A 13,100-nucleotide genomic window follows, 5' to 3' on the forward strand; every position below is an offset into this window, starting at 1 on the left:
GCAGGTACGAAAGTAGGTCTTAGTGATCCGGTGGTTCTGTATGGAAGGGCCATCGCTCAACGGATAAAAGGTACTCCGGGGATAACAGGCTGATACCGCCCAAGAGTTCATATCGACGGCGGTGTTTGGCACCTCGATGTCGGCTCATCACATCCTGGGGCTGAAGCCGGTCCCAAGGGTATGGCTGTTCGCCATTTAAAGTGGTACGCGAGCTGGGTTTAGAACGTCGTGAGACAGTTCGGTCCCTATCTGCCGTGGACGTTTGAGATTTGAGAGGGGCTGCTCCTAGTACGAGAGGACCGGAGTGGACGAACCTCTGGTGTTCCGGTTGTCACGCCAGTGGCATTGCCGGGTAGCTATGTTCGGAAAAGATAACCGCTGAAAGCATCTAAGCGGGAAACTTGCCTCAAGATGAGATCTCACTGGAACCTTGAGTTCCCTAAAGGGCCGTCGAAGACTACGACGTTGATAGGTTGGGTGTGTAAGCGCTGTGAGGCGTTGAGCTAACCAATACTAATTGCCCGTGAGGCTTGACCATATAACACCCAAGCAATTTGATCGAACAGACCAGATTGCGGTGTTGTGAAGATGATACGAACCGAAAGTTTGCATTTCACAAATACCATCACATACCCGATTCGCTGGAATGCCACCCAAAGGGCATCCTGGCTACAGAATTTCTTGACGACCATAGAGCATTGGAACCACCTGATCCCATCCCGAACTCAGCAGTGAAACGATGCATCGCCGATGGTAGTGTGGGGTTTCCCCATGTGAGAGTAGGTCATCGTCAAGATTAAATTCCGAAACCCCCATCTGCGCAGGCAGGTGGGGGTTTTGTCTTTTCGGCGCCCGAAAATCCCACGAACGCCTCTCGTAGCAGCGGCCAAAGGCCGCGTCCGCAGGCCCCACGTAAAGATCGGGCCCCCCTCAAAGGCACAAAAAAACCACCCAAGAGGGTGGTTTTTTGTCATGCCATCAAGCTCACATCAGGCCGAAACCTCTTCAGCCTCATCATCCACGACCACCGCCTTCACCGCATCGTGACGACGGATGTACTTCCAGTCCGACTCATCGATGTAGATGCCGTTAGGCCCGCTACCGCCTTCCAGGTCGATGGCCACGTGGGCCGACACCTGCGGCTTCACGCTGGCCAGGATAGGCACGAAGCCCAGCTGCTGGCTGGTTTCCAGCAGCGCCGACTGGTTGCGTTCGTCGATGTCCGCCGCCTCGTCCAGGTAGTACGGCAGGCGAATGCGGCCAGCCAGGTCGCGGTCCATCAAGTGCAGCAACAGGTACATGTTGGTCAGCGCCTTGATGGTCATGGTGGTGCCGTTGGACGCTGCGCCGTCGATATCGGTGTGTATCACCGGCTGGCCGTGCACCTTGGTGATCTCGAAGGCCAGTTCGAACAGGTCCTTGAGGCCCAGCTGGTTGTGGTTGGCGGCCACCAGGCGGGCCAGGTATTCCTTGGCCTCTTCGTTCTTGTTGTCCTGCTCGGCACTCTGGCTGAGGTCGAACACCGACAACGTCTCGCCTTCTTCGTACTGGCCGGCGCTGTGGATAATCTGGTCGATGTGCTTGAGCGCTTCCTTGTTGGGGGCCAACACGATGCGGAAGCTCTGCAGGTTCGACACCTGGCGCTTGTTGATCTCGCGGTTGAACAGTGCCAGTTGGTGCTCGAGGCTGTCGTAGTCGCTGCGGATATTGCGCAGGGTACGGGCAATGTCGGTAACGGCTGCGCGGCGGGCCTTGGCCAGGGTCAGCGCTTCTTCGCTGCGGTGGTCGTAGGCGTTGATCAGCAGTTGCAGGCGGCGCTCCATGTCGTCTTCGCTGTCGAACTTGGCCACGCCCTTCAGGCGCACCTGCGCGTACAACGCCTCGATCTGACCGTCGACGCGCTGCAGGCTTTGCCAGCTGTCCTGATAGTCGTTGAGCAGCGGCAGCAGGTTGTCCATGGAGTCATCCACGGCTTCCATGAAGGGCGTGCCGAACGGCAGGTCGGCAGGCAGCAGCTGGCGGCGGCGCAGGGCGTCGTCCAGGGTGCGCTGCTTGGCTTCCATGTCGGCGATCTGCCGGCCCACCAGTTGCAACTTGGCGGACAGCTGTTGGACGCGCTCGGTGAAGGCGTCGCTCGAACGCTTCAGCTCGTCCTGGGCGGCTTCCATCTGCGCCAGTTGTTCCAGCTTGTCGCCTTCCTCGGCGCCCAGGGTCTGGGCGCGGCGGAAGTCTTCCAGGGCTTTCTGGGCATCCAGCACCTGCTGGTACAGGGCCTCGGTCTGTTCCTTGCTGGCCGCGCGGTCGGAGGCCACGGCCTGCTGGGTCTTGAGCTGCTTGAGTTCTTTCTCCAGGCGCTCCTTCTGCTCGCGCAGGGCGGCGCGGTCGGCCAGCGCCTGCAGGGCAGGGGGCTCGATGTGCGACAGGTCGATGGAAATGCCCGGCACTTCGAAACGCTCGCCCTTGAAGCTGTCGAGGATGGCTTCCAGGGATTTCACCCAGGCGTCGCTGTCATCCAGGGCAATGCCCTGCTCGCCCAGCGGCAGGCTGAACAGCGCGCTGTTGAACAGCCGCATCAGGCGTTCCACGTCCTGCTGCGAGAACTCTTCACGCAGGCGGGCGTAGCTGTTGTTGTCGGCATGGTCCAGCTGCTGACGCACCGACTTCAGGCGTTTTTCCAGGTCGCGCAGGCGCTCTTCCAGGTCTTCGGCGCTGAACTGACGGGACTGCGCCAGGGCACCGGCGAGCTCGTCGTGGGCGTCCTTGGCGGCCAGCAGTTGCTGCTCCAGCACCTTTACGTCGTCTACCAGGGCAAAGCGGTGCTTGAGCACCGACAGCTCGCCCAGCCAGCGCTGCACGCCGGTGATCTCGCGCTCCAGGCGCATCAGCTCCTGGGTGCCGCCGCGCTGGTTGTTCTGCAGCGAGTCCTGTTCCTTGCGGTAGTGCTCGGCCTGGATGACCAGCTCTTCCTTGCGCGCGCCGGAGTAGTCCTGCCAGGTGCCCAGCAGCGAATCCAGCACCGGCGAGATGCGGTGCAGCTTGCCGCGCAGGATGTCGCGCTGCCGCACGCCGTTGGCCAGGGCCTCGACCAGCGGGCCGGCGGACACCAGCGAGTTGTAGTCCTGCTCCATGCGGCGTACGTCGCGGAAGGCTTCTTCGCACGCGGCGATGTAGTCGACGCTGCCCGAACGCAGGCTGTGCTCGAAGGCATCGAGGAACAGCTGCTTGAGCTTGGCCGCGGTGATCTCGCGCATGTGCAGCAGGTTGATGAACAGCGCGCGGAAGGTCTTCAGGCTCTGCTCGCTGGTGGAACGCAGCGGAATCAGGGTCAGGTCCAGCGGCACCGAGGTGTGGCCGCCCACCAGCAAACGCCGCAGTTCGTCAGGCTTGAGCTCGTAGGCTTTCAGGCCGTTGCGCTCCAGGTTGCTGAACAGCTCTTTCTGGCGCAGGCAGGTGTCGTTCTTCTGGTAGTGGGCCAGGTCCAGCTCGCCCTTGTAGGCGAAGAACTGGTGGCCGAAGCCGCCACCCGGGCCGCGGCCGACCACGCCAATCACGTGGGGGCCGTGGGGCAGCGACACTTCGCAGAGGATGTAGCTGGTGTCACTGGCAAAGTAGAAGCGCCGCGACTGCTCCAGGCTGTACTTGCCGAAGCTCATGTCCGACATGCGCGCCAGAATCGGGAACTGCAGCGCGTTGATCGAGGCCGACTTGCCCAGGTTGTTGGCACCGTACACCGACAGCGGGTTTTCCAGCGGGAACAGGCCCAGGCTGTAGCCGGCGGTGTTCAGCAGGGCGAAGCGGCGGATGCCGTAGCGTTCCTGGCTCATGCGTCGATCTCCTGTTCTTCGGCGATGGCGCGTGCCAGCGCATCTTCTTCCGACTCTTCGTCGTCGATGACAATGATGTCGTCGTCATCCACCAGCACTGGGGTCGGCAACGGCAGGTCGCTGTGCAGGCTGGCCGCCAGGTTGCGGTCCTGCTGCACCGACAGGCACACGTCGAGGAAGCGGTGCATCGGCGGCAGGAAGCGGTACACGCCGTTCTCCTCGCCGGCGAAGCCCAGCTGGGTCATGCGCCGCATGATCTTCTCTTCCAGCTCTTCCGGGGTCTGCACCTCGGCCTGCAGGAACAGGTCACGGTATTTTTCCAGCAGCGAAGGCAGCTCGTCGCGGCCGATGCTGCCGCCGTCGAGCACGGCCATGGGGTCGCGCCCCTGGTCGGCCAGGTGTTCTACCAAAATGAAGGTGAACAGCGACAGGCGCTGGGCGGTCTTGTTGACCTGCGCGGCCGCCTGCTCGGGCACGAAGTAATAGAAGCCGCGGGTGTCGCACACCAGGTCGAAGCCCAGGGCGCGGAACAGGCCGCGGTACTGGTCCTGCAGGTTGGACAGCTGCGCGTACAGCTCCGGGTCCCGGCGGCTGATGTGGAAGCCCTTGTACAGCTCGCGAAAGATCGGCGCCAGCTGGGACATTTCGGACAGATCAAGATTCATGTGCAGTGCTCGCAGAGGGTTCCAGCGGGGCCGGCAACGGCGTGTCGGCGCTGGAAAGCAGGGCGAAGGAGCGCAGGCTGACGCGGTGCTCCAGGGTGTGATATTCGCGGCGCTCCAGGCGCTCGCGGGCAAAGCGCTTGTCCCGCGACAGGCGCGAGAACCAATACAGCAACTCGTCGGTGGCGCCCTCGGGTTCCTGTTCCAGCAGCCACACCATCAGGTCGGGCAGCGGCAGGGCGTCTTCGCAGCGGTCGAGCATTTCCTTGACCGTGCGCGGCGCCTTGGGCGCCTCGCCGTCGCGCACCTTGTGCGCCTTGGGGAACTGCGCCGGCTTGGCCTCGAAGCGCGCCAGGGCGTACACGTAGGCTTCCACCTGGCTGGCACTGCCGAGGAAGGTGCTCTGCGGCCGGGTGAACATCGGCATGGCCGCCTGGGGCACGGCGTCCAGGCCCTTGCGGCGAATGGCCGACAGGGCCAGCGCCGCGCCGCGGGTCACGGCGTTGTGCCGGCGTGCTTCTTCACGCAGCGGCAGCAGCAGCTCGCGCGCATGGCGCAGGGTCAGCTGGGCGCGGGTCTGCATTTCCAGGATACGCGCGTGGGTGCGCAGCAGCATGTCGTCGTCCACCAGGTGGCCCAGGCGCTGCTGCTCGGTGAGCATGCGCAGCAGCACGTTCTCCACCTTGCGCACGCCCTGCTCGAACGCGCCATCGGCGTTCACCAGCTGGATCATCGGCTCCACGTACTCGTCCCAGGTGGCCAGCACCTCGGCGTAGCGTTGGCGCAGCGGGATCTGCCGGTCGCTGGTCTTGGCGCGCTCGGCCACGGCCACCAGGGCCTGCTCGTCGTTGTCGAGCTTCTTCAGCACGTCGCGGATACGCATGTCCAGCAGGCGCAGCTGGCGGGCCAGGTCGTTGCCATCGCGAATGTCGAAGGCGTCCTGGATATGCCCGGCCAGCCGCTCCAGGTGGCGCAGGTAGGCTTCGATCTCCAGGCACAGGCCCAGCCGGTGCTCACGGCGCAGGTAGGCGAGGAAGTCGTGGATCTGGGCGTTGAGCTCGAAACGGTTCGGGCTCTTGGCCACGGGCACCAGGATGTCCAGGCGGATCCACACGTCCAGCACCGCGGTAATGTCCTGCGGCGTGGCGTCCAGTTGCTGGGCGGCGACCTGCTGGCGAAGTTCGCTCAGGCTCAGCGTGCCCTGGTCAAAATGGGCGCACAGCGGTTCCAGCAAGGCCCAGTGTTCGGCGAGTGCGCGCAAGACGCGCTTGGGTTCGATCATTGGATGGCCGACTCGTTGCCAAATAAAAGCGCCGATTGTACTGCATCAATCGCCCGATCATTGAGCCCCTGATCGACTTGCCGGCGCTTTGTGCGCATCAACTGCGGCGCGGCGCACAGAACGGCGGTAGAATTGGCGTTTAACTTATCCACAGATGGCCGCGCTTTGTTGATCGAATCCAGTCGCCGCGCTTATTTGGCCGCCATGCAAGTGGTGCAATGGCTGCCGCGCACCGAATTGCCGTTCGCCGCGCCGTCGCGCCCCGAGTTGCTGGCGCCGCCTGCGCCCCTCGAGCCGCCCGTCGTCGAGCAGCCGCCAGCCGGCGCCGCCGTGGCCCGCGCGCCGGAGCGGCCGAAAATCGAGCGCCCGAAAATAGAAGTGCCGCGGCCCACGGCCAAGGCCGTCAGCAAGCCCGTGGCCGAGCCCGAAGCCGCGCCCGTGGCGCCCAAGGTAGTGCAGGCGCCGCCGCCGCGCTTCGCCTTGCAGCTGCTGCGCGCCGGTGCCTGCCTGATCCTGGTGGAACTGCCCACCGGCGAGCCGTTCCAGAGCCGCGATCCGGCCTACCTGCTGCTCAAGGACATGCTGCGCGCCGCCGGCCTGCCCGACGCCCCGCAGATCATCGGCGAGCCGGTGCGCTGGCCGCTGCTGGTGCGCGGCAACCTCGACCAGGGCCCGGAAGCGGCGCGCGATTTCGTCCAGGGCTTCGTCCTGGCACGCCTGGAAGACGCCCCCTGCACTTGCTTGTGGTTGGTCGGCCTGCCGGCCGTGCGTTTCGCCGGCGAGGCCGCTGCCGAAGATTATTACCGTGAGTTGCAGGTGGAAGGGCTGGGCAGCGCCTGGTGCCTGCCGGGCCTGGAACTGTTGATGGACGAGCCGCACCGCAAGGCGGACGTCTGGAAAGCCATGCGCCAACTGATGGCGCGCTGGAAACCGAATAATGAGTGATGCCGTATCCTTCCGCCGCATGACCGAGGCGGACCTTGAAGCCGTCCTGAAGATCGAATACGCCGCCTACAGCCACCCCTGGACCCGCGGCATCTTCCTTGACGGGCTGAAGTCCTACGAGATCTGGCTGATGTTCGAGGGTGAACAGCAGGTGGGCCACGGCGTGATCAACGTGATCATCGACGAGGCGCACCTGCTCAACATCACCGTCAAGCCCGAAAGCCAGGGCCGCGGCCTGGGCCTGCGCCTGCTGGAACGGCTGATGAGCCGCGCCTACGAAATGAACGGCCGCGAGTGCTTCCTGGAAGTGCGCGACAGCAACCGTTCTGCCTACCGCCTGTACGAGCGCTTCGGTTTCAACGAGATCGGCCGTCGCCGTGATTACTATCCGATTGCCGGTGGCCGCGAAGACGCGCTGGTGATGGCCTGCACCCTGTTCGAATAACGCCCTACCAGTTGAACAGCGCGCAGGCATTGGCCGTGCTGGCCGCGCCCAGCGCCTGCACCTCCACCCCCATCAGTTCGGCCAGCACCTGGGCAATCCGTGGCAGGTGCTCGGGGCTGTTGCGCTGGCCGGCGAACATCACCGGCGCCATGTCCGGCGCGTCGGTCTCCAGCACCACGGCTTCCAGCGGCAGGCGCGCCACGGTCTTGCGCAGCTTGGCGGCCTGCGGCCAGGTGGCCGCGCCGCCCAGGCCCAGCTTGAAGCCCAGCTTTATATATTCCCGCGCTTCTTCGTAGCTGCCGGCAAAGGCATGGATGATGCCGCCGCGTTTGAGCTTGAAGCGCTTGAGCGTGGCGATCACCGCTGCGTGGCTGCGGCGCACGTGCAGCAACACCGGCAACTCGAACTCGGCCGCCAGGGCCAGCTGGGCTTCGAACAGCACTTGCTGGCGGTCGCGGTCCAGGTCCTCAAGGAAATAGTCCAGGCCGAACTCGCCTACCGCGCACAGCTGGCGGTGGCCCGCCAGGCGCGCCAGCCAGTCGCGCAGCGCCTGCACATGGGCGGGTGAATGCTCGTCCAGATAGACGGGGTGCAGGCCCAGGGCGGCGTACAGCTGACCGTCGCCTTGCACCAGGTCCCACACGCGCTGCCAGTTGGCCTGGTGCACGCCCAGCACCACCATGCGCTCCACGCCAAGGGCGCGGGCGTTGGCCAGCAGGGCAGGGCGATCGACGTCGAAATCCGGGAAATCCAGATGCGTGTGGGTGTCGATCAGCCCCATGGTTCAGGCCTCGAAAATGCGCTGTTTGAAGGTACGGGCGATGGCGTGCACGCCGGGCCGGTACTCATTGCGCTCCACCGCTGCCAGCGCCAGTTCCAGCGCGGTGCTGGCGATCAGGTCGTGCTGCTGGCCCATGGCGTTTATGGGCAGGGGCAGGAAGTCCAGCAACTGGGTGTCGCCGAAGGTGGCCAGGTGCAGCGACGGGAACTCGGCCTGGTGGCCTTGCAACACGTCGAACACCCCTTGCAGCAGCACGTAGGAGGTGGTCACCAGTGCTTCGGGCAGGTGCCCCAGTTGCTCGATCAGTTGCAGCATCGACTGGCGGCCGCACTCACGGCTGAACGACTCGCCCTCGGCCACCAGCACCTTGCCCTTGAAGCCTTCCACCGCCTGGTGGAAACCGGCGGCCCGCTCGCGGCTGATGCTCAGCTCGGGGCGTGCGGCAATCAGGGCGATGTCCTTGGGCGCCGGGCGCAGGATGCTGCTGGTCAGTTGCAGGGCGGCGTTGCGGTCGTCACTGACTACCGAGCAGAACCGGGTTTCGTCCAGCACTCGGTCGATGGCCACCACCGGCATGCCTTTGTCCTGCAACTCCAGGTAGCTGGTGTCGCCGGGCGGCAAGCAACTGGCCACGAACAGCGCGTCGCAGCGGCGGGCCTTGAACAGCTGCTGCAATTGCAGCTCGCTGGCCGGCTCGTCGTCGGAGCTGGCGATCAGCAGCTGGTAGCCGTGCTCGCGCGCGCGTTTTTCCAGGCGCTTGGCAATGCGTGCGTAACTGGGGTTTTCCAGGTCGGGCAGGATAAAGCCCAGGGTGCGGGTGTGGCGGCTGCGCAGGCCGGCGGCCTGGGGGTTGGGCGTGAAGCCGTGCTCTTGCACCACCGCCTGCACGCGTTCGACCGTGGTCTTGCTGATGCGCTGCTGTTGCGCCTTGCCGTTGATCACATAGCTGGCGGTGGTCACCGACACTCCGGCGAGGCGGGCAATATCACTGAGTTTCAACCGAGTATTCCTTGTTATACGGCGCGCTAAACGCGCAGGCCTACGCATTTTTCACGATCATGAGGCGCGGTGGCAGCCGACCAATGTCGCAGCGCCACCGTCAGTTGGGCTTCAATGCCTGAAGATTATCGGGTAACGTGCCTGTCATTCTAGGTTAAACGATTCAGCTTGGACGTTTTCTGCCGAAAATTTTCTGTCGGACCGGTCAGGTTATGGTTCGTGGAATACCAGCTGATGGGCGTCAACCAGCCAGGGGCTGACCAGGCCGTGATTTCGGCCCTATGCTGAACCCTTAAAACAAGACTTCTGCATCCGCCGGATGCCGCAAAGGAGATTGGCATGCTCGAGCTCACTATAGAGCAGATATCCATGGGCCAGACGGCGGTGGATAAACCCGCCGCCCTGCACCTGTTGGCCGACAAACTGGTGGCTGATGGCCTGGTTGCCGAGGGCTACCTGGCCGGCCTGCAAGCCCGTGAAGCTCAGGGCTCGACCTTCCTGGGGCAGGGCATCGCCATTCCCCACGGCACCCCCGACACCCGCGACCTGGTGCACGCCACCGGCGTGCGCCTGCTGCAGTTTCCCGACGGCGTGGACTGGGGCGACGGCCAGATCGTCTACCTGGCCATCGGCATCGCCGCCAAGTCCGACGAACACCTGCGCCTGCTGCAACTGCTGACCCGCGCCCTGGGCGAGACCGACCTGGGCCAGGCGCTGCGCCGCGCCAGCAGCCCCGAAGCGTTGTTGAAACTGCTGCAGGGTGCGCCGCAAGAGCTGGCGCTGGACGCGCAGATGATCAGCCTCGGCGTGGCCGCCGAAGACTTCGAAGAACTGGTGTGGCGCGGCGCCCGCCTGCTGCGCCAGGCCGACTGCGTCAGCAACGGCTTCGCCGCTATTCTGCAGCAGGTCGAGGCGCTGCCCCTGGGCGATGGCCTGTGGTGGCTGCACAGCGAACAGACGGTGAAAAAGCCCGGCCTGGCCTTCGTTACCCCGCAACAACCGCTGCGCTACCTGGGCCAGCCGCTGACCGGGCTGTTCTGCCTGGCCAGCCTGGGCGAGGCCCACCAGGCGCTGCTGGAACGCCTGTGCGCCCTGCTGATCGAAGGCCGTGGCCAGGAACTGGGCCGCGCCACCAGCACCCGCGCGGTGCTGGAAGTGCTGGGTGGCGAGCTGCCAGCCGACTGGCCCAGCGCGCGCATCGGCCTGCCCAACGCCCACGGCCTGCATGCGCGCCCGGCGAAAGAGCTGGCGCAACTGGCCAAGAGCTTTGACGGCGAGATTCGCCTGCGCGTGGTCGACAGCCACGAGCCGGCCGTGTCGGCGAAAAGCCTGAGCAAGCTGCTGAGCCTGGGCGCCCGTCGTGGCCAGGTGTTGGAGTTCATCGCCGAACCGATCATTGCCGACGACGCCCTGCCAGCGCTGCTGGCCGCCGTGGAAGCTGGCCTGGGCGAGGAAGTCGAGCCGCTGCCGCTGGTGGTGGAAACCACGGTGGTGCAGGTCGAGGAAGTGGCGGTCATCACCCCCAAGGTGCAGGCGCCGGTGGCCGGCCAGCAGATCAACGGCATCGCCGCCGCGCCGGGCATCGCCATGGGCCCGGCCCATGTGCACGTGCTGCAGACGTTCGATTACCCGCTGCGCGGTGAATCCCATGACATTGAACACCAGCGCCTGCAAGGCGCGCTGGTGCAGGTGCGCGAAGACATCGAAGGCCTGATCCGCCGCAGCCCGGCCAAGGCCATCCGCGAGATCTTCGTCACCCACCAGGAAATGCTCGACGACCCGGCCCTGACTGACGAAGTGGCCGGCCGCCTCAAGCAGGGCGAAAGCGCCCCCGCCGCCTGGATCAGCGTGATCGAAGCCGCCGCCGTGCAGCAGGAAAGCCTGGCCGACGCGCTGCTGGCCGAGCGCGCCGCCGACCTGCGCGACATCGGCCGCCGGGTGCTGGCGCAGCTGTGTGGCGTGGCCAGCCTCGACGAACCAAGCCAACCCTACATTCTGGTGATGGATGAAGTCGGCCCCTCGGACGTGGCGCGCCTGGACCCGGCCCGCGTGGCCGGCATCCTCACCGCCCGTGGCGGCGCCACCGCCCACAGCGCCATCGTCGCCCGCGCGCTGGGCATCCCGGCCATCGTCGGTGCCGGCGACGCCGTGCTGCTGCTGAAGTCCGGCTGCCCGCTGCTGCTCGACGGCCAGCGCGGCCAACTTATCGTCGACCCCAGCGACGCGGTGCGCCAACAGGCCATCGAAGAACGTGAACAGCGCGCCCGCCGCCAGGAAGCCGCCAACGCCCGCCGCCTGGAAACTGCGGTCACCCGCGACGGCCACGCCGTGGAGGTATTCGCCAACATCGGTGAAAGCGCCGGCGTGAAGGCCGCCGTGGAGCAGGGCGCCGAAGGCGTCGGCCTGCTGCGCACCGAGCTGATTTTCATGGCCCACGCCCAGGCCCCCGACGAGGCCGTGCAGGAAGCCGAATACCGCCGCGTGCTCGACGGCCTGGCCGGCCGGCCGCTGGTGGTGCGCACCCTCGACGTGGGCGGTGACAAGCCGCTGCCGTACTGGCCGATCGCCAAGGAAGAAAACCCCTTCCTCGGCGTGCGCGGCATCCGCCTGACCCTGCAACGCCCCGACGTCATGGAAAGCCAGCTGCGCGCGTTGTTGCGCGCCGCCGACAACCGCCCGCTGCGCATCATGTTCCCCATGGTCGGCAGCGTCGACGAGTGGCGCCAGGCCCGCGACATGACCGAGCGCCTGCGCCTGGAAATCCCGGTGGCCGACCTGCAACTGGGCATCATGATCGAGGTGCCGTCTGCCGCCCTGCTGGCGCCGGTGCTGGCCAAGGAAGTGGACTTCTTCAGCGTCGGTACCAACGACCTGACCCAGTACACCCTGGCCATCGACCGTGGCCACCCGACCCTGTCGGCCCAGGCCGACGGCCTGCACCCGGCGGTGCTGCAACTGATCGACATCACCGTGCGGGCCGCCCACGCCCATGGCAAATGGGTGGGCATCTGCGGCGAACTGGCCGCCGACCCCGTGGCCGTGCCGCTGCTGGTGGGCCTGGGCGTGGATGAATTGAGTGTCTCGGCGCGCAGCATTGCCGAGGTGAAGGCCGGGGTCCGCGAGCTGACCCTGAGCGAAGCGAAAGGCCTGGCGCAGACCGCGCTGGGCCTGGGCAGCGCCCTGGAAGTGCGCGCCCTGGTGGAGAACGCCTGATGGCCAAGATTCTGACCCTCACCCTGAACCCGGCGCTGGACCTGACCGTGGAACTCAACAGCCTGCTGGTGGGCGACGTCAACCGCAGCACCGCCATGCACAGCCACGCCGCCGGCAAGGGCGTCAACGTCGCCCAGGTGCTGGCCGACCTGGGCCATGAACTGACCGTGGCCGGTTTCCTCGGCCAGGACAATGCCCTGCCGTTCGAGGCGCTGTTCAAGGCCCGGGGCTTTACCGACGAGTTCATCCGCGTGCCGGGCGAGACCCGCAGCAACATCAAGCTGGCCGAAAGCGGCGGGCGCATCACCGACCTCAATGGCCCCGGCGCCTTCGTCGACGACGACGCCCAGGCCGCGCTGCTGGCGCGCCTGGTGCAAATCGCCCCTGGTCACGATGCCGTAGTGGTTGCTGGTAGCCTGCCGCGGGGCATCAGCGCCCAGTGGCTGCAGGCGTTGCTGGAAAAACTGGTGGGCATGGGCCTGAAGGTGGCCCTGGACACCAGCGGTGCCGCCCTGCGCGCCGGCCTGGCCACCCAGCCGTGGTTGATCAAACCCAACACCGACGAGCTCAGCGAAGTGTTCGGCGAGCGCATCGACACGCCGGCGCAACAGGCCGCCGTGGCCAAGCGCCTGCTGGCCCAGGGCATCGCCAACGTGGTCATCTCCCAGGGCGCCCTGGGCGTCACCTGGTTCAGCGCCCAGCCCACCCTGCAAGCGTTGCCGCCCACCGTCGACATCGCCAGCACCGTGGGCGCCGGCGATTCGCTGCTGGCCGGCATGGTGCATGGCCTGCTCAGCGGTAGCACGCCTGAGCAAGCCCTGTGCACCGCCACGGCCATCGCCGCCATGGCGGTCAGCCAGATCGGTTTCGGCATCAGTGACCACGCCCTGCTGGCGCGGCTCGAAAGCGGCGTCTGCGTACGCACGCTGACAGAACAATAAGAGGGATT

At 65.8% G+C, this 13,100-nt stretch carries 9 protein-coding genes and 2 rRNA genes (1 of these 11 running past the window's edge); 6 read left to right on the top strand and 5 right to left on the bottom strand.

Annotation, left to right across the window (positions count from 1 at the left end):
* Positions 1 to 538, top strand: a 23S ribosomal RNA gene (locus RAM80_RS21510) (it extends 2,355 nt beyond the left edge of the window).
* A 142-nt stretch (positions 539 to 680) separates the two neighbouring features.
* Positions 681 to 796, top strand: a 5S ribosomal RNA gene (gene rrf, locus RAM80_RS21515).
* A gap of 193 nt (positions 797 to 989) precedes the next feature.
* Here the strand turns inward: rrf and mksF are convergent.
* Genes mksF through mksB form a run of 3 tightly spaced genes read right to left on the bottom strand, consistent with a single transcriptional unit; the run spans position 990 to position 5,768 of the window.
* Positions 990 to 3,824, bottom strand: a complete 2,835-nt coding sequence (mksF, locus tag RAM80_RS21520) for an Mks condensin complex protein MksF (RefSeq protein WP_416422443.1) — start codon at positions 3,822 to 3,824, stop codon at positions 990 to 992.
* Complete coding sequence (gene mksE, locus RAM80_RS21525) at positions 3,821 to 4,489, bottom strand: Mks condensin complex protein MksE (protein WP_416422444.1); 669 nt, start codon at positions 4,487 to 4,489, stop codon at positions 3,821 to 3,823. The genes mksF and mksE overlap by 4 nt, the downstream gene beginning before the upstream one ends.
* On the bottom strand, positions 4,479 to 5,768 hold the full coding sequence (gene mksB, locus RAM80_RS21530; protein ID WP_416422445.1) for an Mks condensin complex protein MksB: 1,290 nt from the start codon (positions 5,766 to 5,768) through the stop codon (positions 4,479 to 4,481). The genes mksE and mksB overlap by 11 nt, the downstream gene beginning before the upstream one ends.
* Positions 5,769 to 5,933: 165 nt before the next feature.
* Between mksB and RAM80_RS21535 the strand changes: the two genes are divergently transcribed.
* Together RAM80_RS21535 and rimI are read left to right on the top strand one after the other, a co-directional pair.
* Positions 5,934 to 6,713 (top strand): energy transducer TonB, encoded by a 780-nt coding sequence (locus RAM80_RS21535; RefSeq protein ID WP_416422446.1) that lies wholly within the window; start codon positions 5,934 to 5,936, stop codon positions 6,711 to 6,713.
* A complete protein-coding gene (rimI, locus tag RAM80_RS21540) occupies positions 6,706 to 7,158 on the top strand; it encodes a ribosomal protein S18-alanine N-acetyltransferase (RefSeq protein ID WP_416422447.1) in 453 nt (150 codons plus the stop codon). The genes RAM80_RS21535 and rimI overlap by 8 nt, the downstream gene beginning before the upstream one ends.
* A gap of 4 nt (positions 7,159 to 7,162) precedes the next feature.
* Here rimI and RAM80_RS21545 read toward each other — a convergent pair whose 3' ends face one another.
* A complete protein-coding gene (locus RAM80_RS21545) occupies positions 7,163 to 7,939 on the bottom strand; it encodes a TatD family hydrolase (protein ID WP_416422448.1) in 777 nt (258 codons plus the stop codon).
* 3 nt (positions 7,940 to 7,942) lie between these two features.
* Positions 7,943 to 8,938 carry a catabolite repressor/activator gene (cra, locus tag RAM80_RS21550; protein ID WP_416422449.1) on the bottom strand — a complete coding sequence of 332 codons (996 nt, stop codon included), beginning with the start codon at positions 8,936 to 8,938 and terminating at the stop codon, positions 7,943 to 7,945.
* Between the two features lie 339 nt (positions 8,939 to 9,277).
* Between cra and ptsP the strand changes: the two genes are divergently transcribed.
* On the top strand, positions 9,278 to 12,151 hold the full coding sequence (gene ptsP / locus RAM80_RS21555; RefSeq protein WP_416422450.1) for a phosphoenolpyruvate--protein phosphotransferase: 2,874 nt from the start codon (positions 9,278 to 9,280) through the stop codon (positions 12,149 to 12,151).
* Positions 12,151 to 13,092 (top strand): 1-phosphofructokinase, encoded by a 942-nt coding sequence (gene pfkB / locus RAM80_RS21560; RefSeq protein WP_416422451.1) that lies wholly within the window; start codon positions 12,151 to 12,153, stop codon positions 13,090 to 13,092. Before ptsP ends, pfkB begins: the two co-directional genes overlap by 1 nt.
* Positions 13,093 to 13,100: the final 8 nt, after the last annotated feature.

Origin of the sequence: Pseudomonas sp. App30 (assembly GCF_047947025.1) — a bacterium.
Taxonomy (GTDB): domain Bacteria; phylum Pseudomonadota; class Gammaproteobacteria; order Pseudomonadales; family Pseudomonadaceae; genus Aquipseudomonas.

Coding starts and splice junctions, on each gene's coding strand:
- mksF (WP_416422443.1), bottom strand. CDS start 3,824: ATGAGCCAGGAACGCTACGGCATCCGCCGCTTCGCCCTGCTGAACACC.
- rimI (WP_416422447.1), top strand. CDS start 6,706: ATGAGTGATGCCGTATCCTTCCGCCGCATGACCGAGGCGGACCTTGAA.
- ptsP (WP_416422450.1), top strand. CDS start 9,278: ATGCTCGAGCTCACTATAGAGCAGATATCCATGGGCCAGACGGCGGTG.
- RAM80_RS21545 (WP_416422448.1), bottom strand. CDS start 7,939: ATGGGGCTGATCGACACCCACACGCATCTGGATTTCCCGGATTTCGAC.
- mksB (WP_416422445.1), bottom strand. CDS start 5,768: ATGATCGAACCCAAGCGCGTCTTGCGCGCACTCGCCGAACACTGGGCC.
- pfkB (WP_416422451.1), top strand. CDS start 12,151: ATGGCCAAGATTCTGACCCTCACCCTGAACCCGGCGCTGGACCTGACC.
- mksE (WP_416422444.1), bottom strand. CDS start 4,489: ATGAATCTTGATCTGTCCGAAATGTCCCAGCTGGCGCCGATCTTTCGC.